This is a genomic window from Spirosoma foliorum (genome assembly GCF_014117325.1).
GTDB lineage: Bacteria > Bacteroidota > Bacteroidia > Cytophagales > Spirosomataceae > Spirosoma > Spirosoma foliorum.
This window is the reverse complement of sequence record NZ_CP059732.1, coordinates 3,427,664-3,448,533: the sequence shown is the minus strand read 5'-3', so window position 1 is coordinate 3,448,533 and position 20,870 is coordinate 3,427,664. Positions and strand designations below refer to the sequence as shown.

Below are 20,870 nucleotides of genomic sequence, written 5' to 3'. Positions count from 1 at the left end.
AAATCAGCGGGTCCGCCGGTGCGGGGCTATCTCAAATGAAACAAATTGCCCTATTCCTCCTCAGTTTAGGAAACCTATTCGCTCAAAGCGGACTGATTCCTGAACCAGTAACCTATCGCCAGAGGGCGGGTGAATTTCGACTTGCTCCCCAGGTCGGAATTTCACCCGGTGCTGGGGTGTCTGGTCAATTTGTGTCGTTGTTTCAGGCGCAACTTCGGGCCTCTACGGGGGTATCGCTATCGGTAAAAAAGACCAAGGCTAGCATCGATCTAAAAATTGATAAAAGTCGGGTTACGCAGGCAGAAGGCTATCAGCTTCAGATTAGCACGGGCGGAATTAGCCTGATTGGCCACGATGAGGCTGGGTTATTCTACGGGCTTCAATCGCTAGTTCAGTTGTTTTCACAATCGAAATCGGCTGTAGTTCCGGCTTGCGACATTACGGACTATCCAAGATTCGCTTACCGAGGGATGCATCTCGATGTCAGCCGACATCTGTTTCCGATAGCATTCGTTAAAAAGTACATTGATGAGTTGGCTCTGTTTAAATTCAATACCTTTCACTGGCATCTGACGGATGATCAGGGCTGGCGGATCGAGATTAAGAAGTACCCCGAATTACAGCGGAAGGCAGCCTATCGGACCGAAACGCTGATTGGTCATAAAAAAGAATTGCCTCATCGGTTCGATGGCAAGCGCTATGGCGGCTATTACACGCAGGACGAAGTACGCGACATTGTTCGGTATGCCACCCAGCGACATATAACGGTCATTCCCGAAATTGAAATGCCGGGACATGCTATGGCGGCTTTAAGTGCTTACCCGAAATTGGGTTGTCTGAAACCCGATGGCCAACCAGGTGGCCCGTATCAGGCGGCTACGTTTTGGGGTGTTTTTGAGGAGGTTTTCTGCGCGGGCAACGACAGTACGTTTGCTTTTCTGGACGATGTGCTGGATGATGTGATTGCGTTGTTCCCATCGACTTACATCCATATCGGGGGAGATGAATGTCCGAAAACGCGCTGGAAAACCTGCGCGAAATGCCAGGCTCGCATCCGAAGCGAACACCTGAAAGACGAAGATGAGCTTCAGAGTTATTTCATCCGACGTATCGAACAACATGTAAATAAGAAAGGTCGGCAGGTGATTGGCTGGGATGAAATTCTGGAAGGTGGCTTGTCACCCGGAGCAACTGTGATGAGTTGGCGAGGGATTGAAGGCGGTATTGAGGCCATAAAGCAAAAGCATAATGCCATCATGACGCCCGAAAGCCACGTTTATTTCGACTACTATCAATCGCTCTATCCCGAAGAACCATTAGCTGCTGCTGGCTACACGCCCTTAAGTAAAGTGTATGGCTACGAACCTGTTCCGGCCTATCTTACTCCCGATGAAGCCGTGTATCTGAAAGGCGTTCAGGGAACGGCCTGGAGTGAATACCTGGACAGCCCTCAACAGGCAGAATATATGATTTTTCCGCGAGCTATTGCGGTCGCCGAAATCGCCTGGAGTCAACGAGAGCATCGTAATTATCCTGATTTTCTGCGCAGGCTTCGCTTACAGGAGAGGCTGTTAAAACGCCTGAATATTCAGTACGCCAACCGTTTCGATGAGCTAACCGATTCGGTAACCGTTACACCAGCGGGTTCGGTGCAACTAAGGCTTTCGACCACATTACCCGATGCAACGATTCGCTACACAACTGATGGCACAACCCCAACGTTGAGCAGCATTACGTATACGAAGCCAATTGACATCGAAAAGACTGAGACTATAAAAGCAATTACCTTCATCAACAAACAATCACAAGGACGGGTTTTTCAAAAATCGCTGACAATCAGTAAATCAACTGGAAAACCCGTCACCTTTACAACAGAGCCAACCGGCAATTATCGACCAACTAGTCCGCTTGTAGCCGTAAATGGCGTTGCTGGAACTAGCCGATACAATACGGGTGAATGGATTGGCTTTCAAGGAAAAGACGCTGATATACTGATCGATTTGCAACGTACAATGTCGATTTCCAGCATTGGCACGCACCTATTAAACTATCACTGGCAGCGCATGTGGGCGCCCAATACACTCAGCTTTGCGGTGTCGGAAGATGGTAAAACATTTCGCGAGGTTTATCAGCAAACACAGTTCCCAATTAATGGCATTAATCCAGTAAACGCTACGTTTCCGCCGACTCCGGCGCGCTACATACGTATACAGGCAACCAACAAAGGCATCATCCCTCTCGGCGAATATGGCGCGGGCGGGAGGGCATGGCTACTACTCGATGAATTTCGGGTAGATTAACGAGTTCACAATCTTACCCATAAGAGCATAAATTTCAGTAAATCAAAGACATAGCTGTATCATTTCTCCAATGGAAACACAACGCAGATCTAGTTTAAAACGCCTATTTGCCTCGTTTGCAGGGATCGTTGGCTTAGGGTCGACAACCAAAGTAATGGCCGAACCGACTCCTGAAAAAGAGGTGTTCAACGTGGTTAGTCAGCATGATGTGCCCCTGTTCTCGGGTTCTACCAAATTGGGCAATCTCGTATTTGTGGCTGGTAAAGGTTACCACAAAGAAGGTGACATTAAAGTGCATACCGACGAAGTGCTGAAAGAACTTGAAAAGGAACTGATTAACGCTGGCTCATCGATGGAAAAAGTGCTGAAGGTGACTGTATTCCTGCATGATCTAAACGACTATAAAGCCATGAATGAAGTCTACAAAGGTCGGTTTGGTAGTAAACCTCCGGTTCGGACAACGGTAGCCGTTTATGGGGGCGTTCCCGGCGAGTCGCTGGTCGAGATGGATTGCATTGCGTACATCTAATGTGGTCGTGGTGTCGGTTTCTCAAAACCGACACTATTGCTGACTCGGACTGTCAGGTTTGAGAACCTGACATCACAAAGAACCAAATACCCAATCTTCCCTTTTTTACCAACTACTTCTATGTTAAGCAGACGAAAACTCATTAAGCGCTTATCAAGCGTTCCATTGCTGGGTGGATTGGCTGGTGGTCTTCCAGTTGATGTGGATGCTGAATCCTTGACAGCTCCCAAGCGAGATTTGTTCAAAGAATTGGGAATCAGAACATTTATCAATGCGGCTGGCACACTAACCTACATGACCGGCTCACTCATGCATGACGAAGTGCTGGATGCTATTAATGGGGGAGCAAAAGAATTTTGTCTGCTTGACGAAATTCAGGATAAAGTGGGGGAGAAAATTGCTCAACTGGTTCATTCCGAAGCAGCTGTTGTAACGTCGGGGGCTTTTGCAGGTATGACACTCGGGTTAGCGGGTATTCTGACCGGAATGGATCAGAAGAAAGTGGAGAAACTGCCGCATCTGGAAGGTACGGGTATGAAAACGGAAGTGATCTGTCAGAAAGCCCATGACATCGTCTACAACCACGCGCTGACGAACACCGGCTGTAAAATTGTCGTGGTCGAAACGGCAGAAGATGTGGAGAAGGCGATCAACGAAAAAACGGCACTCATGCACTTTTTGCATATCGAAGCCGATAAGGGCAAAATTATGCACGAGGAGTGGGTAGCGCTGGGCAAAAAGCATAACATTCCTACCTCCATCGATATTGCTGCCGATGTGCCTCCGGTTGAGAATTTATGGCGTTTCAACGATATGGGCTTCAGTTTTGTGGTTATCTCGGGCGGGAAAGCCATGCGGGGCCCACAAAGTGCGGGCATCCTGATGGGTAAAAAAGACATTATCTCAGCCGCTCGCTTGCACATGCCTCCTCGTGGATTCAATATTGGCCGGGGCATGAAAGTCAATAAAGAGGAAATTTTTGGCATGTATGTGGCTCTTGAGAAATTCATCAATGAAGACCACGCTAAAGTCTGGAAAACCTGGGAAGAAGGCACTGCTCATATCGAAAACACGGTGAAAGGAGTGGCTGGCGTGAAAACCGAAGTCCATGTTCCCCCCCCTAGGAAATCACACACCAACGCTTCGCATTGCCTGGGACCCGGCTAAACTTCGTATTACAGGTAAAGAACTACAAGAATTACTGCGCAAAGGCGATCCATCGATTGAAGTGGGTGGAGGAGGTCCAAGCAACATTAGTGTGACTGTCTGGATGATGAAGCCGGGTCAGGAAAAAATCGTTGCGAGACGAATTAAAGAAGAACTATCCAAAGCTTCCGTTTAACTGCACGCTGGCGCGAGTATTGACTCGTGCCGGTTATAAAGCAAGCATTCGCTTGCGGGTAGTGACTGTTTTTTAGACGCAAGCGAATGCTTGCTTTATAACCGGCACGAGTCAACACTCGCGCCAGACTTGATGAGAAAAATAGTTTTTTTTCTGTTCGCGGTCTTATTAAGCCATTTGTCTTTGGGTCAGGCATATAGCATCCTGATTAAAGGCGGGCATGTTATTGATCCCAAGAATAAGATTGATGGCATCATGGACGTCGCTATCAATGATAGCAAAATTGTTCAAATAGGCCGGAATCTTGATCCCAAAGAAGCAATCCAGGTAGTTAATGCCAGGGGACTTTATGTGACGCCCGGCCTGATCGACATGCACACGCACGTATTTTTTGGTACTAATCTGGATCAAACGTACAGCAACGGCCCCAATGCCTTACCGCCAGATGGATTCACGTTCCGTAACGGAGTCACGACCATTGTGGATGCGGGTTGTTCGGGTTGGCGAGATTTTGAGACGTTCAAGAAACAAACCATCGATCGGTCGCAAACGCGTGTGTTAGCACTACTGAATATTGTGGGGAGCGGTATGCGGGGCAGTAAGTTTGAGCAGAACGTAGACGACATGGATCCCACTCAAACGGCAGCTATGGCAAAACAATACCCTGATTATGTAGTGGGCTTTAAGCTCGCTCATTACAGTGGCTACAATTGGACACCAACCGAACGCGTCGTTGAAGCGGGTAAACTGGCTGATCTGCCTGTCATGATTGATTTTGGTGGGAGTACTCCTACGCTATCTCTTCAGGAATTGTTCTCAAAACACCTCCGTCCTGGCGATATCTACACCCACTGCTTTGGCCAGTTAAAAACTCGTGAGCCAATTCTGGATATAGAAACGGGTAAAATCAAACCGTTTGTTTGGGAGGCCCAGAAAAAAGGAATCCTTTTCGATGTCGGGTACGGTGGCATCAGTTTTGCGTTTTCGCAGGCCATTCCAGCTTTGAAAAGCGGTTTCTACCCGAACACCATCAGTACTGATATTCACACGGGAAGTATGAACAATGCGATGAAAGACATGCTTAATGTGATGTCGAAATTTATGGCGATGGGCATGGATTTGCGTAGTGTGATTCAGGCAAGTACCTGGAATCCAGCCCAGGCTATCCGACGTCCTGAATTGGGTAGTCTTACGATAGGCTCAGAAGCTGATGTCGCTATTTTGACAATCCGCAATGGGAAATTTGATGCCAGAGATTCGGGTTACTTCGGTTTCTTCGATTATACCGGCAATAAAATTGAAGGCAAGCAAAAGTTGGAATGCGAAATGACCATTCGGAAAGGTAAAATTGTGTACGATCTGAATGGTATTGCCACTCCAGTTGTAGTGGTACCAAAGACCAAATCGTAATAGGACGCAGATTTTTATGATTATTAAGATCATATTTTAAATCTTAACAATCATAAAAATCTGCGTCCTATTAGCTGGGAATCAGCCTGTAAAGCCAATTTTGAGATGCGAGCCATCGCAATAAGGTTTGTTGCTACTGGCTCCGCATCGGCAAAAGGCCGTAACTTTATTTTTCTGGGTTTCGTGACCACTGGCATCTTTTACGCGCAGGTTTCCGTACACGAGTAGCGGCCCATTGGGAAGCGGTTCGACTAAACTTTCGGCCTGAATATCCTCTGTTTTAACCGGGCTATCGTTTCGAAAATAGCTTAATGCTTTCGATGGGCAACGGTCTACCTGTTCGGTAATGCGATCGGTAGGTGCACCATCTATTTTAATCCAGGGTCGTTCTCTTGGATTGAACACCTCGATCAATTGCGTCCAGCATACTTTGGAGTGAATGCAGACGGCCGGCTTCCAGACAACCGTAATTTCACCGTTGGTGTACGTCTTGGTAATATCGGGAGTTGAGTTATGCTCAGCCTGACTCATAGCGTTTTGCGAGTTAAACCTACAAGATTGCCAAAATCTTATAGGTTTGTAGTTATGGGATCTTCAATCAAAATCGTTTCAAAATCAATCGGATTCTGGAGTGCCCGATGAACCGGACAGCGGTCGGCCATTTCAAGAAGGCGTGCTCGTTGTTCTTCGCTCAAACTGCCATTCAAGATCAGCTTTAAAACGAAAAGAGAGCGTTTTGTTATCGGATCATTGGAATACTCGACATGTGCCACCGCCGAATCGAGCGGCCAGCCTTTTCGGTCGGCATACATGCGCAACGTCATAACGGTGCAGGTTGCCAATGACCCGGCTAACAATTCACCCGGTCGCATACCCCGATCCTGGCCACCCATGTCGCTCGGTTCATCGGCAACAATTACCTGCGAATCAGTCGAGAGATGCGTCTCGTAAGGGGTTCGTTCAATTCGGGCGGTTACGATGGCCATAGTGGGGTAATTTAGAATTAGCTTCAATAATATCTATTTTATATGACCCTGAAGGGGTCATACAAAATATGAGTCAATTTACCTTGATATATCTCTCAATTACTGACCCCATTGGGCTGGATTTTGACGCCAGGCCGCTAGTGATTCCATGGCTTCGGCCGGAATGTAATCAAGCTCCTGCGCTTCCACTAGCAGCGCATCGTAATTACTCAGACAAATCAATGGCACGTTCTTCGCTTCGAAATTTTGACTGGCAATCGGAAATCCATAAGTGAAAATAGCGGCCATTCCCAAGACTTCAGCTCCGGCTGCCCGAAGTGCATTCACCACTTTTAGCGAACTTCCCCCTGTCGAAATCAAGTCTTCGATAACAACGACACGTTGCCCACTTGTCAGATGTCCTTCAATCTGTTTCCCCATGCCGTGGGCTTTCGGTTCAGGCCGAACATAGCAATAGGGGAGGTTCAGCACATCGGCAACCAGCGCACCTTGCGGAATACCGGCAGTGGCGACTCCGGCAATAACCTCAGCCTTGGGAAATTGCTTTCGAATGGCATCGGCCAGGGCATTTTTGATAAAGGTTCGTACTTCGGGATAAGCGAGCGTAACCCGGTTATCGCAATAAATGGGAGATTTCCAGCCCGAACTCCAGGTAAAAGGCTCATTGGGCTTAAGGCGAACAGCCTGCACAGCCAGAAGATGCCGTGCTACAGTTTTTTGAATAAGTATTGAATCCACGGAGTAATGAAAAGTATTGCCTCAAAAGTAAGCAAACTCAGTCAATCTGTCCTGATAATGAAGAATGGATAATGCAAAATGTATAATGTTCTGGTTATCAATTGTCCATTTTACATTATCCATTCTTCATTCAACTTACTCCTGACCCAAATGCACTTTTACCGTGTCAATTCGAGTACCATCCATCGAGACGATGGTAAAGGTAAAGGGAGAAAACTCAATGACTTCGCCAACTTGAGGAACGTCTTCGTGCGTTGCCAGAATCAGCCCGCCGAGCGTATCGTAACTGCCTTCGGGAATGTGCCAACCGTAGGTTTTGTTCAGATCGTCAATTTCGTGCCGGGCGCTTAATAACCAGGTTTTTTCATCAAGTCGTTGTTCTACCCAGTCTTCATTGGTGTCGTATTCATCCTGAATCTCACCAAAAATCTGCTCGACCATGTCTTCAACGCTTACAATACCCGCCGTTCCGCCAAATTCATCAACGACCAGAGCCAGGCTCTTTCGTTCCGACAGAAACCGGAGCAGTAAATCCTGAGCGGGCATGGTTTCGGGAACAGTAATAATCGGCGTGATAATTTCTTCGACAGTTGCAGGCTTCTTGAACAGTGCCAGTGCGTGACAGTAGCCAATAACATCATCGATCGTATCCCGGTAGATCACAATCTTTGAGTGGCCACTTTCTTCAAATGCCTGACGTAATTCTTCGACGGTATCATCTACATCAATGGCCGAAATTTCCGTTCGTGGCACCAGACAGTCGCGCACGCGTACGTCACGAAACTCAATCGCGTTGTTGAAAATTTGGGTATCGACTTCAACCGATTCTTCGGTAGTATCGGCCTTCTGGTTGTTTAGCTGCTGGAGATAGTGGTTCAGGTCGGTCAGACCAAAAACAGGCCGAATCTCGGGGTTGCGTTTGCCAAGTATATAGCGGATAAAAAAGCGGGCGGTGCCCACCAATACCCGAACAATGGGCGCTATGGCTTTGTAGATAACCCAGAGAGGGACTGCTAAAGCTTCCAGAAATCGGTCGGGGTGGATAAGCGCCAGACTTTTAGGTATATAATCGGCGAAAGGCAGAAAAATAACCGTCAGAATGAGCGTTTCAATCGCAATCACAACAAATTCCTGATCCGCCCATGTCTGGGGCAAAACAGCAATCAGTAAGGGGTTGAGCGACATAACCCCCAGCACGGTGTACAGGACTAAAAAGAGCGTGTTGCCAGTTAGGGTGGTACCGACGAACAAAATGGGGTTTTTCAGAAAGCCCGATACGAGTTTTTCGCTTAACGGCCCCTGCTTGCTGTGTAGCTCAAAATACAGCCGATTAACCGATACATATGCCATCTCGACTGCCGAGAAAAACCCGGCGAGTACAAGAGCAAGTAAGGCACCGAATAAAAGGAGGGAGGCTTCCAAGTAGGTTTGTTAGTTGAAGTTTGAAGTTCGTAGTTTGAGGTTTGTAGTTAGCTAATGCAGAAATACACTTGCGTCAGCTAACTACAAACCTCAAACTACGAACTTCAAACTATTTTTTTTTCTTCTTCCGATCTTCGACCATTTGCTTAATGGTCGGTGAAACGGCTTTTTCGCGTTCCAGGCGTTTGTTCTTAAAATACTGAAACGCGAACAGAAACCCGACACCGAGCATAAGCAACCAGTAACTGTCGGCGAAGGTTGTTCGCTGGTATTCGGCAATCCAGAGAATCAGAAAACCAGCAGCAGCCGAAAGCAGGAGAATTTCAGAGAGTTTCAGTTTCATGCGTACTCAGCAATAGTCAGTCAGATGGGTAAGTACCAACTGATGACTAAGCCACTTTATTTTTCATCTTGTCGAAATCCCGATACCGTCGGACAGTAGCGATCAGGAAACCGATCACGACCACTAGCGTACCAATCCAAAGTATATTGATGAGTGGTTTTTCAATGGCTTTCATCACGATATAGTCGCGCTGAGTCCGGTTAACCGCAAACGTGAATTTACCCGTTTGGGGGTTAATTTCGTTCAGCTGGATACGAACACCCAATTCATCACTCATTTCGGCTGGGTGGGCTACCATCCGGTTTTTGATGATAAACGCCGGACTCAGAATATGCTCCCCGTTTTTGTCGAGCACGCGTACTTTCGCACGGACGGCGGCATCTTCAGGCCCAATTTCCATGCCTTCTACTTCGTTAGTCCGCACAACATCGTCCAGAATCGCGACATAGTCGTTTAGGAAAAAGGTGTCTTTGATGGCAACGCTATAGGTTTCGGTTTTCTCCCATTTGTTCTCATCGCCGGGGTTAGGTACCGAGTTTACATAGGTGTACATATCCCGATCCGCTTTGTGGCGAATGTCGGGCGATGCCAGTAAGCCCATCCGTTCGTTTACCTGAGCGCGTGGGTATAGATTAAAAATTTTTCCGTTTGGCTCCCGGTACTCAACGTCGTAGTAGGTGTTTTCGGGATAAAGCGCTAAAGTGTCACCTTTTTTATGATACACCTTGCCATCCTGAATGATATCCTTAAGAGCAACACCATGGAAATCCCCTTCAATTACTTCTACATCCTTGCGTGGAATATAGCCAGGGACGTCGCGAGCTTCGATGCGCTGGCCGCGGTAGGTAAGCTGATATTGGCCCATACGCTCTGGCTGATTAAGCCACAGAAGCGTATTTTCTTTATTTTGTTTGTTATTGTCTTTGGTAAATTCTTCCTGCTTCGAAATTAACAGACCACTATTATTGATCGAAATTACTTTCGTGTAGCCAGCCGAATAAAGAATACCTAGGAGCATCAAGGCCATGCCGATGTGTGAAATCGCTCCCCCCGACAGTCGGTAGTTCCCTCGAATTACATCGAGTAAAATGTTACCATTGGTCATTAAGGCAAAGATTGAGGCTACCAGCAAGGCCATGTAAACCGGATTCTTCATCTCGCCGAAGGCAATTAAACCTGCGCTGATCAACAAGGTGAGGATACCGGGTGTAATGAGTGCGTCCCATTTCTTGTTTTCCAGCTTACGCCACCAGATATATTGAGCAACACCAGTTAGTAGAGCAATCGCAACAAAGAACCAAATCTGGAATTTGCTGTAGTGAGCAACCTGATCGGCGGGAAGCGCCAGATTCGAAATTTTACCAAACGATTCCAGAATCTTGTTATAAACCGGAATAGAGGTAGTGGCAATTACCTGAAAGGCTGCCAGACACAACACCGTGGCGCCAATAAATAGCCAGAATTCTTTGCTATACACCGATGCTTCGTCCGTATCGGCTGGAATATATTTCCACTTGCTGGCCGCTAGAGCCACTGCCAGCACGATAAAGGCCATGAGGTACAAGAGTAACTGTCCGGAGAGGCCTAAGTCGGTGAAAGAGTGAACAGATGCGTTGCCAAGTATACCACTTCTCGATAAAAAAGTAGAATACAGAATCAGGACATAGGTGGAAATGGTTAGGATGATGGCCATTTTTAGGCCTGCCGAACTGCGTTTCGCAATCAGCATTGTATGTAGTGCTGCTACCAGAACCAGCCAGGGAACATACACCGCGTTTTCGACGGGGTCCCAGTTCCAGTAGCCTTCGAAGTTGAGGGTTTCGTAAGCCCAGTAGCCGCCCATCATGACACCGATACCCAGAACCATACCGCCAATGAGTGTCCAGGGAAGTGCTGGCCGAATCCATTCGAGAGGCTGATTACGCCACAAGCCAGCAATGCAATAGGCAAATGGCACTAGTGCTAACGCGAAACCCAGAAATAGGGTAGGTGGGTGGATCACCATCCAGTAGTTCTGAAGTAATGGATTGAGGCCATTGCCATCTTTAGGGACGAAGTTTGGGTCGGCTGAAAAGATAGGTGCATCGGGCATGGCCTCACTTAACAGCAGGAAAGGCGATGAACCAACTTTGAACGAATCGCCGAAAATTACGCCCAGAATCATAGAGGCCAGAAACGCCTGCACTAAGGCAAAAATTGCCAGCATGGGGGCTTCCCACTGCTTGCTGCTTGTGCGTGTTAACACAACCCCTAGGACCGCATTCCAGAACAACCACAGAAGGAATGACCCTTCCTGACCTTCCCAGAAACACGAAATCATGTATTGCACCGGCAGCGCCCGCGACGAGTGACTCCAGGCATAATGGTATTCGAAATAGTGATTGTAAATGATGTAGAATAGACTCGAAGCTACACCAACAACAGCCGCGCCATGAATGTAAAAGGCCCAGCGAGCCAACGTCCGCCAATCGTCACGAGCGGGCGGTTCTGGATTTTGAACGGCCGGTTTTGCTTTCCGTTTAGCAGTTTTGCCGCCGAAATTAGCTTCTCTCGACGTCGATTCGCCCGCATAGGCTAATTGTGGCTCCTCGACTAGTTCAGCTTGCGCCATTTTCCCTAAGCCAAGCGCCGACAGAAAATAGGCAACCGTTGCTACGAGTGCCGTAACAAACGATAGTATAACAAAAAAATGGCCGAGTTGCCCGACTGTAGTGTGTATCATGAATTGAATGATTGAATTGTTGAATGAATGAATGAGAGAATTCAATAATTCAATCACTCAATCAATCTGTCACTTACAACTGTGCCGTTTTAGCTTCGTGTTCAGTGGTTTCCAGCTTGCCGTCCTGATATTTAGATGGACATTTTAGCAGGATTTTGTTGCATTGGAAATGATCTTCCTTCATTGTCCCGATAATGACAATCTGTTCAGATCGGTCGAAATCCTGCGGCTTAGGGCTGTTAAATACAACTTTTTGAGCCCGGTTGTCATTATCGACAAGGATAAACTCAAAGTGGTTTGGGTCGATAGCTGGGTTGTAGAACATATCGGCAATTTGACCGTGTTCATCTTTTTTAAGCTTACCAACTACGTGGATCATTTTGTCGTCGCCATCCTGCGCCATTTCAGTGGCTTGCTTGAAGGTAACGTACGAACTGGCATCGCCTGCCGTTGCGACAATGATACCAATGGCCAGCGCGATAATAACAATGCCGAAAATATGAGTGAGCTTCATTGTGTTAATTAAGTGTAATCAGTGATTGCAACTAAGCACCAATTTGTTAACGACGAACTGCTGCTGACTTGTCTTTTACTTCTTTCTCCAGTTTTCCAATTTGCCGATCGAGCCGGACGAGGTAAAGAATGATACCCGCAAAGACGGCTGCAACAACCGCTACAACGACCCAAATTTTGCCATCAGCCCGAAGCTGATCAGCCATTTCAACCCCGTTGGCAACGGGTTGTTGAGCAAATAACGGTTGACTAAGCAGAAGCAAAGCCAGCAATGGAATTTTTGTCAAAAAAGACAGTCGCATCTGAAAACGAAATAGTTGAAAAAAGAACGTAAAAATAAGGCGAATCATTCCGGGAACTACCCATGACTTTAGTCATCTAAAGCCGCTTTCACCCGACGGAGACGGATTCGGAGTTCGGTGATCCAGACGCCCAGTAAGATAAAACCGATAATGGCCGGATAGAATACCATCCGCATGTTGCTGTCCATATCGTATTTCCCGAATGCAGGGTTACCGCCATTGCCTGGATGGAGTGAGTCGGTCAGGCGGGGCACAATGAAAATCAGGGGAACGAATACGGCAAAAGCGAAAATGTTGTAGACCGCCGAAATGCGGGCGCGCCGTTGCTCGTCGTCGAATGAACCACGTAAAATCAAATAGGCAAGATACATTAACATACCTACGGCCACACTATTGAGCTTTGGATCATTAGGCCAGGGCTCGCCCCAGGTGAAATTCGCCCATAAAGACCCTGTTGCACAACCCAGAATCCCGAACAAAATGGCGGTGTTGGCAAACTCAACAGCAATCAAATCATCGTCAAATCGGCCATTGCGAAGGTACTTAATGGAGAAGATCGCTGATGTTAGCAGCAAGGTAATCATGCCAAACCATAGAGGCACGTGAAAATACACGTTTCGAATACTCTCATTCAGAATTGGTTGACGAGGGACAACTCCTAGAAAGCCTTTCAGAATAACATACGATAGAATCAAGACGGCCAGGGCCTTCCACCAGGTTTTATTCATTTTTGTAACGCGGACATCCTGTCCGCATTTAATAATCAAATTATTGCGGACAGAATGTCCGCGTTACACTAGCTCCGCCATAAAAACGGAAACAACAACCACGACATCGTTAAGACAATCGCGTCGATCGCCAATACCGTTCCTATTTCATTCCAGCTAACACTACGATCCAGACCGTCGAGGGCGTTTTTGGATATTTTCAGGAGCATCAGCAGGAGTGGCAGAATAATTGGGAAACTCAAAACGGCCATTAGCGTAGCCGGATTCTCTGCTTTACTGGCAATACCCGAAACGAGTGTTAAAGAGGCTGCGAAACCTATGGCCCCAAGGATTAACGTGACCATATAGATAGGTACGTCGTTGACGGGATTTCCCAGTACGAAAGCATATACGCTAAAGCCCAGAAAAGCTAACACCAGCATCAGGGCCGTATTGTACAGGATTTTGGAGAGAATAATCTGCTGTGGACTAGCTAGCGTGTAATAATACAATTGGCGGCTGGCCCGTTCCTGCACAAAGCTTTTGGCGATGGCATTGATGGCTGTAAACAACAGGATAATCCAGAAGAGGGTGTTCCAGACGATAGGTGTGAGTTGCCCACGCCGAGCGTTAAAGCTTAGGTAACACACAAACACAGCCCCTACAATGTACAACAGCATCCCATTGAGCGCATAGCGTTGTCGCCATTCCAGCAGAAATTCCTTCCGCATCAATGCACCCATTTGCCGTACTGACTCTGCCATTGTGGTTTCGTTAATTCTGCAAATTTACAGCGCAATGCTGACGCGGAAAAGAAATAGTATTGTTTTCACCCTTTTATCAGCGGATATAAAGTAAAGTCATACCCAAAACAAGCCATTACGATGGGTAAGCGAGGAGTAGGTAAGGTTTCATTATTGCGGAATGCCTACTATTAATACTCTATTAACAGATTGTTAATCAAGTGTTAATTTTTCATACATGGCCTAGCCCATAGTTTTGTAGAAATTAAAAGTATTAGATAGTAATAAGAAAAGCGGGTTAGCTATGTTGACTCGCTTTTTTGTGGTTAGCAGTCAAGACAAATAAGCCTACTACTTGATTCGATTATACTTCTTAAGCACATCAATGACCAGCTTGTGCGGAAGCGCGTAGGATTTGTTGCCGTTGATACCCTCAGTTGTTTCAGCAGCTACCATGGCGTTGATAATGGCTTCTTCAACGGCCTGAACAGTTGCCTCAAACAGGGGATTAATTAAATCGTTAGGTAACTCGTCTACTTTGGTGAATTTGTCGCGTTGAAAAGCAGACGGATTGGCGGTAGAAAAAGCAATGAAAATATCTCCCGAGCCATTTTCGCCACGTCCGCCCACTTTACCAACGCCTATGGGAACGCGAGCCGCTATGCGCTTTAGCTGATGGGGTAACAAAGGGGCATCCGTAGCCACCACAACAATAATAGACCCATCACCTTCCTGTCGGTAATGCACCGGAGGAGATTTTAACACATTGTTCAGAGTGTCTTTTAATTCCAGACCAACGGGTACTCCGGCAATGGTCAAGTTCCGTTTTGCCCCAAAGTTCGACTGGACTAATACACCAACCGTAAACGTTGAATCTTTAATTTTGACAATGCGTGATGAGGTCCCAGTCCCCCCTTTAAAACCCAGGCACATCATGCCGGTACCACCACCAACATTACCTTCGTTCAGCTTACCCGTCGCGGCTGTATTTAGCGCTTCGTAGGCATTGCTTTCCTTTACGTGGAAGCCGTAAATGTCATTCAAGAAGCCATCGTAAGTTTCGGCAACAACCGGATAAGTGTACCAGAAATTTTCTTTGTACCAGTGTTTTTCAACAAACCATTTTAACACCGCATCCCGAACCACACCCACGCTATTCGTATTGGTTATCATAATAGGCGTTTCCAGAAAACCGGATTCGGTTATCCATGTGGTTCCCGTCATTTCGCCGTTTCCATTCAAGGAGTACCAGTTGGCGAAAACAGGGTTATTGGTTCGTCCTCTTGGTAAAATGGCCGTGACGCCCGTTCGGACGGGGCCTTTTCCTAACACATTTTTGCCTTCTCCCGAAATGATGGTGCTATAGCCAACTTCAACACCTTTGACATCAGTGATGGCATTAAATTTTCCCGTAATACCGTCGAACGGAATGCCTATATCGCGAGCCCGTGGCTTTTGGGCGTAGCCGGAAAATTGGCTTATGAGACTAAGCGTGATAAGTGAGAGAATTTTCATATTGTGGGTGTTAGTCGATTATGTCCTAAAAATAACCTTTAGTAGTAGGATTTACTCAGAACCAAAGCAATTTCTAGGTAAAGTTTCGGAGCGGAAAAATGGGCATTCGCGCTACGAAAAAGGCGATTAGGCTTACTTGATTTGGCCTTTGGTTAAAAAGTAAAGAGGTTAGAAACCGTAATGAAGATAGGAAACTTGAAAGGGGGTATCAGAAAAAGCCAACTTCAGTCTGTCCAGCGAAAGCTAATACCTATTTACAGAACTAAGATGTGGGTTTATTTGAGTACTCAATGTTTTTACTGAATAGTACCATGATAGATAATAGAATGGTGAAGCAACCTAAAAAACTGCGGGCATTCATACTAATCCTCGTGGCTGCTGGCCTGTTTTTTCTGGCTATGAGTAGCGTTGCGCTAGGAGTTATTGAAGTGATTCAGAATGATACTACTGGAATTTGGTTAGTAAGCGTAGGGATAATACTACACGGCACTGCGTTTTTAGTTGCCTTAGGAGGAGGTAGGAGACCAAAGAACCAGCTAATAAACAGTTAATAAGGGCCTTATATGAGCGTGTAGTTTACTAATCAAATTAAGTCATGGTTTACAGTCGGGAAGTATACTTTGAAGAGTACCCTCCATCTATTGAAAAAATAATTGAACGGGTTGGTCAGCGAACGGGTATCAAGGCGACCTACCTGGCCGATAAATGGCTGTTGACAAATCCGGTTGATATTCGCGACGTTTTTTGTTTATACCCAGATGAAGCGAATACAATTACCCTGATTAACGAAGGTGAAGTGAGGGATTTGCTACAGGCCACTTTGTATACGCTGCTAGAAATGGGCGGCTACTATTCTGACTGAACTAATTAAATCCAGGGCTTAGCCTAGACGAAAAAACATATGCCCGGCCTCTGTAGAGTCGGTTTTTTTCGTTTTGAATATACGTAAAAGCATTATGGATTTACAGTAGATTCTGTGCCCTGTACAGCTTCATAGCCGCCTTCAATAATGTTTTTGTAAGCTGTTAGGTACTTAATCGAGTCGGTACAATCCATATAACGGTCAAAGGTTATCTGATCTTTCCGGCGAGTTATAGCAATATGTCTATCGCTGGTTAAAATATCCCAGGCTACTTTTATTCGTAATAAGTAGTTTTTGATCATAGCTTTTTTGTTGATCGATTGACTTAGGTAACGTCAGCTCAGTGCCCAATTGATTACTGATTCCACTCGCCCGCACGTTGCGTTTATGCCATAGAGTTATAAGGCTGGCTTTGGTTTAATGCATATTCTCGTAAGATTTTAAGAATAGTCGCTTACGGGCTTACCCACAACTAAATTTCATAGGAAGTTTTTGTAAAAGAGAAGCGAGCCCCGGACCGATTTTTACTTTTTTTAATATCTTTCCCTAATAATTTATTAGTGCTGTTAATCGGCGTTATTGGGATAATGGCTACTCCTGTTTCATCGTTTAACGAAATATGCAACGTTAGAAAAATACCTTTAAAATTGACTGATCATCGATTACGGCATGTGCCCGTCGGTCGTGTCTGCCTACTATCCCGTTATGAATTCTGCTCGCCTTAAACTAGTATTAATAAGCACGTTTGGGCTTGTTATTGTTCTACTTGGTCTAACCGCCTACTTGTCATGGCGAAGTAACCAGCAGCAGCAGGAATTAAATGAGCAGGTACGCCATACATATGAAATAATCTCCTTGGTGGAGCAGGTAGCAGCCCTGTCGCGGGATATTCAGACCGATGCTCGTAACTATGAATTATCCGGGAAGCGGGAGTTCGCAGTGGCCTATTGGCAGGCTAGGCAGCAACTGCCTGAACGGCTCCGTTTGCTGGATCAGGCGCTCAGTAATGAACGTAGTGAACAGGCTCGATTTCATCGGCTAAGCGGATTCATTGACCAGCGCCGACAGGTTAGTCAGCGTTTGTTCGAAAAGCGAAGCCAGCCGCAGGTTGGCCCTACTTCAGAAGATTTATTAGCGCAGGGACGTGAATTACTCTCTCAATTACGCCCTTTAGTCGGGCAGTTGACCCAGCATCAGCGTGCATTAGCCAATTGGCGTCGGAAACAGGCTGAGCAAGCGTATCAGGTCACCCAGCAATGGATCGTCCTCTCCAGCGGAGCCGCTATAACTGTAATTGCCTTTGTATTCTGGCTACTGTTTGTACAATTGTTGCGACGTATCCGGAATGAAGCACAACTGGCTCAGTACGAAGTAGAATTACAAAACCAACTGCAACAGCAACAGGCTCAAAATCAGGCGCTGGATCAACTGAACCAGCAACTAACCCGATCAAATGAAAACCTGCAACAGTTCGCTTATATTGCCTCACATGACCTACAGGAACCTTTACGCAAGATTCAGCAATTTGGCGACCTTTTGAAAACGCGTTATACAACGTCATCGGGCGAGGAATTAATGTACCTGAATCGGATGCAGGTAGCCGCCATTCGTATGTCGTTATTGATCAAAGATTTATTAACATTTTCCCGGATTTCTACTCGCCCGGCACCAACCGTTTCTGTATCGATTAAGCAGGTAGTTAGTGACGTTTTAGATACCTTATCTGTTGCCATCGGTGAAACGAAGGCCCAAATTCGAGTAGGTGATTTACCGACCTTGCCAGGCGACCCCTCCCAATTAGGCCAGCTTTTCCAAAACTTACTCTCCAATGCCATTAAGTTTAGTCGTAAAGATCAGGCGGGTGCTTTGATGACTCCCGAAATTAGTATCCAGGCTATCCGTATCCCAGTTGGAGAGCTACCTGATTCAGTAAAGCCAGCCCGTTTGGCTGATACATTCTATCGGATTGAAGTTGCTGATAATGGCATAGGTTTCGATGAAAAATATACCGATCGAATCTTTCAGGTTTTTCAACGGCTTCATGGTAAAGATGAGTTTGCCGGGACGGGGGTAGGTTTAGCGATTTGCCAAAAAGTAGTGACCAATCATGGGGGAGTTATTACAGCTACGAGCCAGCCGGGTAAGGGCGCTACCTTTAGTGTGTATCTCCCAGCTTAGTAATTAAGAGATTAAAAATAGATGGATGAATAGAGTGGCTTTTAGTTAAAAACAGACTTTATTTCTAGAGATGTTACTAATTAATCTTTTCAACGTCTAACTAATATTGATTGCTCGTCTACTATTAGCAATCAATATGGTTTAGATTTTAACGCTGGAACAGTTGATTCCAGCGTTTTTTTGTGACTTTGATTTAGTTTTTCAATCTAATAAAAGTAAGCATCGGAATCTATCCCATAAGAGCCGACATTTAACTAGCAAAGCCCCTGTCCGTACGGAAGGGGCTTTGCATTTTGCGCTGTCTAGTAGACTATGCTCTGGAAAGGATGTGGTTTTGCTCAACTAATATTCCAAATCCCTGGTATAAGTTCAATTAGGTTAGCTTACCGTAGAGCCTCTTGTTTTATCAACAACGATCATTGAAATCAATACTTCGAGAGCGGATAATGCTCGACTAAAGCAGTTTCCTGAAGTATTAGCTCGACAATTTCATGCCAGAATCGGCCAACATACCAGTGAAGGTGTTGTGGGGTGTACGAAAATTGTTCAAATTCTCGAATCAAACTTTCGCGTGAATAAGGGTCAGCTTGTTTCAGCACCAATTTAAGTTCAGTATAAACTTTATAGAGTTCGTCATCACTAAAGCATTTTCCCCACTGGCGGGGTAGAACACCTGGAAAAACCGTCTTCGAGGCAAAAATGGTTTTAATATATTCCTTCAGCAGGTTGAATGAATTGGTTTGCGAGATCATGGTGGTAGCGAATTTATACGTACTCATTCACTAAAATCTTGCCAATCATGAAAAAAATCCTGCGATAGGTCTTATTTATTTGTAAGCATTAAACAAGGAGGATTCCTGAATAGGAATCCTGTAGTCTCTACAAATAAAAAGCCCTTTGGAACTTCCAAAGAGCTTTTTATTTGTTTTGTGAGGCTTACAGATAATCGACAATCCGTTTGCCTGAAATCCCGTTCTGCAATTCCCGACGGATCACCGCCCGACGACGACGTGGATGCGTTGATACATATCTCACCCGCATTTTTAGGGTGAAACTCACCAGCATATATACACCAAACAAGCACCCTAAAATCACAATAGAAAGTGTATTCGAAATATTACGGTGTAATAGCAGAAATGTGATGGTGTTGAATAACGATGCGCCACAGAGGACAGCCGTTGCCCCAATGTGCGATAGGCCATTATCTAACAGAATGTGATGCATGTGATTCCGGTCGGCGGAGAAAGGCGAACGACCCGCTAGAATCCGTACGAGGAAAACACGTAGTGTATCGAATATTGGTACGATCAAAATGACAATGGCAATGATGGGGGCATTGAAAAAGGCAGTCGGCTCATATCGATAAGACGCGTTGAGGCTAACGAACCGTACGGCAAAGAAAGCCAGCATAAAACCAATGATAAGCGAGCCGGTATTCCCCATGAAAATTTTACTGGTTTTGGAGAAGTTAAACCGTAGGAAACCGAGCAATGCCCCTGTCAACGTGAATGCCAAACAAGCCATTGTAAAGTGATTTGTTAGCAAAAACCAGCCACCAAATGTACCACTGGCAATGGTAGAAATACCCGCTGCCAGGCCGTCAATACCATCTATAAGGTTAATAGCGTTCGTGAGCGTAATAAAAATAAAACACGTCAACAAAGTGCCAACCACCACATCAATGTGGTGAAAACCCATAATGCCATACAGATAATCGACGCGCAAATCACCAAAGAGAATAAGGATCATGGCCGCTAATACCTGAAACATGAGTTTCTTGGCTGGGTCAATACCTACCAAATCATCTTTGATGCCAATAAAAAACAGAATGGTCATGCCAACAATGGACAGATTGGTCCGATAAATTTCGGTCTGATCAATGCTTGGCCATAAGAAATAGGCAATCAGAATAGCCGCAAAGATGGCTATGCCGCCAAAAGTTGGTGTTGGCGTAGAGTGTGACCGACGTTCGCCGGGCTTCTCCATGAGTGATTTCAGTTCCGAAATCTTAATGACTACGGGAATGGCTACAACCGAAACAAAACAGGCAACCAGCAAGGAAAGTACGCATTGGTACAGACCAAGCGTGAACAGGTCGTCACTGAATTTATGTTGTAGATAAGCAATAAATAAATCAATATTCATAAGGCAGGGCGTTTAGATATTGTTTCCCTTCCGGGATTATCGTAAACAATTCGTCGAGTAACGCTACCTAGACCGAAGGTTGGCTTTCTATTTCGGCCTGGAAAGGAGCGTAA

19 protein-coding genes and 1 pseudogene are annotated in these 20,870 nt (G+C 45.9%); 6 read left to right on the top strand and 14 right to left on the bottom strand.

Annotation, left to right across the window (positions count from 1 at the left end; genetic code table 11):
• The first annotated feature begins 35 nt into the window (after positions 1-35).
• From H3H32_RS14445 to H3H32_RS14430, 4 genes and pseudogenes are all read left to right on the top strand, one after another.
• A complete protein-coding gene (locus H3H32_RS14445) occupies positions 36-2,300 on the top strand; it encodes a glycoside hydrolase family 20 protein (protein WP_182463377.1) in 2,265 nt (754 codons plus the stop codon).
• Positions 2,301-2,370: 70 nt separating this feature from the next.
• Positions 2,371-2,829, top strand: a complete 459-nt coding sequence (locus tag H3H32_RS14440; protein WP_182463376.1) for a RidA family protein — start codon at positions 2,371-2,373, stop codon at positions 2,827-2,829.
• Positions 2,830-2,949: 120 nt separating this feature from the next.
• Positions 2,950-4,171 (top strand): annotated as a pseudogene (locus H3H32_RS14435) (aminotransferase class V-fold PLP-dependent enzyme).
• A 132-nt stretch (positions 4,172-4,303) separates the two neighbouring features.
• The gene (locus H3H32_RS14430) at positions 4,304-5,581 is read left to right on the top strand and encodes an amidohydrolase/deacetylase family metallohydrolase (protein ID WP_182463375.1); all 1,278 of its coding nucleotides are present in this window, start codon (positions 4,304-4,306) and stop codon (positions 5,579-5,581) included.
• Between the two features lie 81 nt (positions 5,582-5,662).
• Here the strand turns inward: H3H32_RS14430 and H3H32_RS14425 are convergent, their stop codons facing one another.
• The 11 genes from H3H32_RS14425 to H3H32_RS14375 all read right to left on the bottom strand — a co-directional run bounded on the left by H3H32_RS14425 (position 5,663) and on the right by H3H32_RS14375 (position 15,572).
• Positions 5,663-6,112: a (4Fe-4S)-binding protein gene (locus tag H3H32_RS14425; protein WP_182463374.1), complete on the bottom strand. Its 450-nt coding sequence runs from the start codon at positions 6,110-6,112 to the stop codon at positions 5,663-5,665.
• Between the two features lie 38 nt (positions 6,113-6,150).
• Positions 6,151-6,567, bottom strand: a complete 417-nt coding sequence (locus H3H32_RS14420) for an OsmC family protein (protein ID WP_182463373.1) — start codon at positions 6,565-6,567, stop codon at positions 6,151-6,153.
• Between the two features lie 99 nt (positions 6,568-6,666).
• On the bottom strand, positions 6,667-7,296 hold the full coding sequence (gene pyrE / locus H3H32_RS14415; RefSeq protein WP_374191839.1) for an orotate phosphoribosyltransferase: 630 nt from the start codon (positions 7,294-7,296) through the stop codon (positions 6,667-6,669).
• A 144-nt stretch (positions 7,297-7,440) separates the two neighbouring features.
• The gene (locus H3H32_RS14410) at positions 7,441-8,727 is read right to left on the bottom strand and encodes a hemolysin family protein (protein WP_182463371.1); all 1,287 of its coding nucleotides are present in this window, start codon (positions 8,725-8,727) and stop codon (positions 7,441-7,443) included.
• 109 nt (positions 8,728-8,836) lie between these two features.
• Positions 8,837-9,064, bottom strand: a complete 228-nt coding sequence (locus H3H32_RS14405) for a hypothetical protein (protein ID WP_182464339.1) — start codon at positions 9,062-9,064, stop codon at positions 8,837-8,839.
• Positions 9,065-9,116: 52 nt separating this feature from the next.
• Positions 9,117-11,792 (bottom strand): cytochrome c biogenesis protein CcsA, encoded by a 2,676-nt coding sequence (gene ccsA / locus H3H32_RS14400; protein WP_182463370.1) that lies wholly within the window; start codon positions 11,790-11,792, stop codon positions 9,117-9,119.
• A 73-nt stretch (positions 11,793-11,865) separates the two neighbouring features.
• Entirely contained in the window at positions 11,866-12,306 is a 441-nt protein-coding gene (locus H3H32_RS14395) for a cytochrome c maturation protein CcmE domain-containing protein (RefSeq protein ID WP_182463369.1), read from the bottom strand.
• Between the two features lie 46 nt (positions 12,307-12,352).
• Entirely contained in the window at positions 12,353-12,607 is a 255-nt protein-coding gene (locus tag H3H32_RS14390) for a CcmD family protein (RefSeq protein ID WP_182463368.1), read from the bottom strand.
• 68 nt (positions 12,608-12,675) lie between these two features.
• Positions 12,676-13,335 (bottom strand): cytochrome c biogenesis protein CcsA, encoded by a 660-nt coding sequence (gene ccsA / locus H3H32_RS14385; protein WP_182463367.1) that lies wholly within the window; start codon positions 13,333-13,335, stop codon positions 12,676-12,678.
• 68 nt (positions 13,336-13,403) lie between these two features.
• On the bottom strand, positions 13,404-14,078 hold the full coding sequence (locus H3H32_RS14380; protein ID WP_182463366.1) for a heme exporter protein CcmB: 675 nt from the start codon (positions 14,076-14,078) through the stop codon (positions 13,404-13,406).
• A gap of 330 nt (positions 14,079-14,408) precedes the next feature.
• Positions 14,409-15,572: a DmpA family aminopeptidase gene (locus H3H32_RS14375; RefSeq protein ID WP_182463365.1), complete on the bottom strand. Its 1,164-nt coding sequence runs from the start codon at positions 15,570-15,572 to the stop codon at positions 14,409-14,411.
• Positions 15,573-16,167: 595 nt separating this feature from the next.
• Here H3H32_RS14375 and H3H32_RS14370 point away from each other — a divergent pair.
• A complete protein-coding gene (locus H3H32_RS14370; protein WP_182463364.1) occupies positions 16,168-16,434 on the top strand; it encodes a hypothetical protein in 267 nt (88 codons plus the stop codon).
• A 92-nt stretch (positions 16,435-16,526) separates the two neighbouring features.
• Here the strand turns inward: H3H32_RS14370 and H3H32_RS14365 are convergent, their stop codons facing one another.
• Positions 16,527-16,736: a hypothetical protein gene (locus tag H3H32_RS14365; protein ID WP_182463363.1), complete on the bottom strand. Its 210-nt coding sequence runs from the start codon at positions 16,734-16,736 to the stop codon at positions 16,527-16,529.
• A 403-nt stretch (positions 16,737-17,139) separates the two neighbouring features.
• Here H3H32_RS14365 and H3H32_RS38000 point away from each other — a divergent pair, with 403 nt between their 5' ends.
• Positions 17,140-18,612: a sensor histidine kinase gene (locus tag H3H32_RS38000; protein ID WP_182463362.1), complete on the top strand. Its 1,473-nt coding sequence runs from the start codon at positions 17,140-17,142 to the stop codon at positions 18,610-18,612.
• Positions 18,613-19,037: 425 nt separating this feature from the next.
• On the opposite strand, the gene H3H32_RS14355 is transcribed toward H3H32_RS38000, so the two are convergent.
• Together H3H32_RS14355 and H3H32_RS14350 are read right to left on the bottom strand one after the other, a co-directional pair.
• Complete coding sequence (locus tag H3H32_RS14355) at positions 19,038-19,364, bottom strand: hypothetical protein (RefSeq protein ID WP_182463361.1); 327 nt, start codon at positions 19,362-19,364, stop codon at positions 19,038-19,040.
• 184 nt (positions 19,365-19,548) lie between these two features.
• On the bottom strand, positions 19,549-20,757 hold the full coding sequence (locus H3H32_RS14350) for a glycosyltransferase family 4 protein (RefSeq protein WP_182463360.1): 1,209 nt from the start codon (positions 20,755-20,757) through the stop codon (positions 19,549-19,551).
• Positions 20,758-20,870 lie beyond the last annotated feature (113 nt).

Coding starts and splice junctions, on each gene's coding strand:
- H3H32_RS14445 (WP_182463377.1), top strand. CDS start 36: ATGAAACAAATTGCCCTATTCCTCCTCAGTTTAGGAAACCTATTCGCT.
- H3H32_RS14440 (WP_182463376.1), top strand. CDS start 2,371: ATGGAAACACAACGCAGATCTAGTTTAAAACGCCTATTTGCCTCGTTT.
- H3H32_RS14430 (WP_182463375.1), top strand. CDS start 4,304: ATGAGAAAAATAGTTTTTTTTCTGTTCGCGGTCTTATTAAGCCATTTG.
- H3H32_RS14425 (WP_182463374.1), bottom strand. CDS start 6,112: ATGAGTCAGGCTGAGCATAACTCAACTCCCGATATTACCAAGACGTAC.
- H3H32_RS14420 (WP_182463373.1), bottom strand. CDS start 6,567: ATGGCCATCGTAACCGCCCGAATTGAACGAACCCCTTACGAGACGCAT.
- ccsA (WP_182463370.1), bottom strand. CDS start 11,792: ATGATACACACTACAGTCGGGCAACTCGGCCATTTTTTTGTTATACTA.
- H3H32_RS14395 (WP_182463369.1), bottom strand. CDS start 12,306: ATGAAGCTCACTCATATTTTCGGCATTGTTATTATCGCGCTGGCCATT.
- H3H32_RS14390 (WP_182463368.1), bottom strand. CDS start 12,607: ATGCGACTGTCTTTTTTGACAAAAATTCCATTGCTGGCTTTGCTTCTG.
- ccsA (WP_182463367.1), bottom strand. CDS start 13,335: ATGAATAAAACCTGGTGGAAGGCCCTGGCCGTCTTGATTCTATCGTAT.
- H3H32_RS14380 (WP_182463366.1), bottom strand. CDS start 14,078: ATGGCAGAGTCAGTACGGCAAATGGGTGCATTGATGCGGAAGGAATTT.
- H3H32_RS14375 (WP_182463365.1), bottom strand. CDS start 15,572: ATGAAAATTCTCTCACTTATCACGCTTAGTCTCATAAGCCAATTTTCC.
- H3H32_RS14370 (WP_182463364.1), top strand. CDS start 16,168: ATGGTTTACAGTCGGGAAGTATACTTTGAAGAGTACCCTCCATCTATT.
- H3H32_RS14365 (WP_182463363.1), bottom strand. CDS start 16,736: ATGATCAAAAACTACTTATTACGAATAAAAGTAGCCTGGGATATTTTA.
- H3H32_RS38000 (WP_182463362.1), top strand. CDS start 17,140: ATGAATTCTGCTCGCCTTAAACTAGTATTAATAAGCACGTTTGGGCTT.
- H3H32_RS14355 (WP_182463361.1), bottom strand. CDS start 19,364: ATGATCTCGCAAACCAATTCATTCAACCTGCTGAAGGAATATATTAAA.
- H3H32_RS14350 (WP_182463360.1), bottom strand. CDS start 20,757: ATGAATATTGATTTATTTATTGCTTATCTACAACATAAATTCAGTGAC.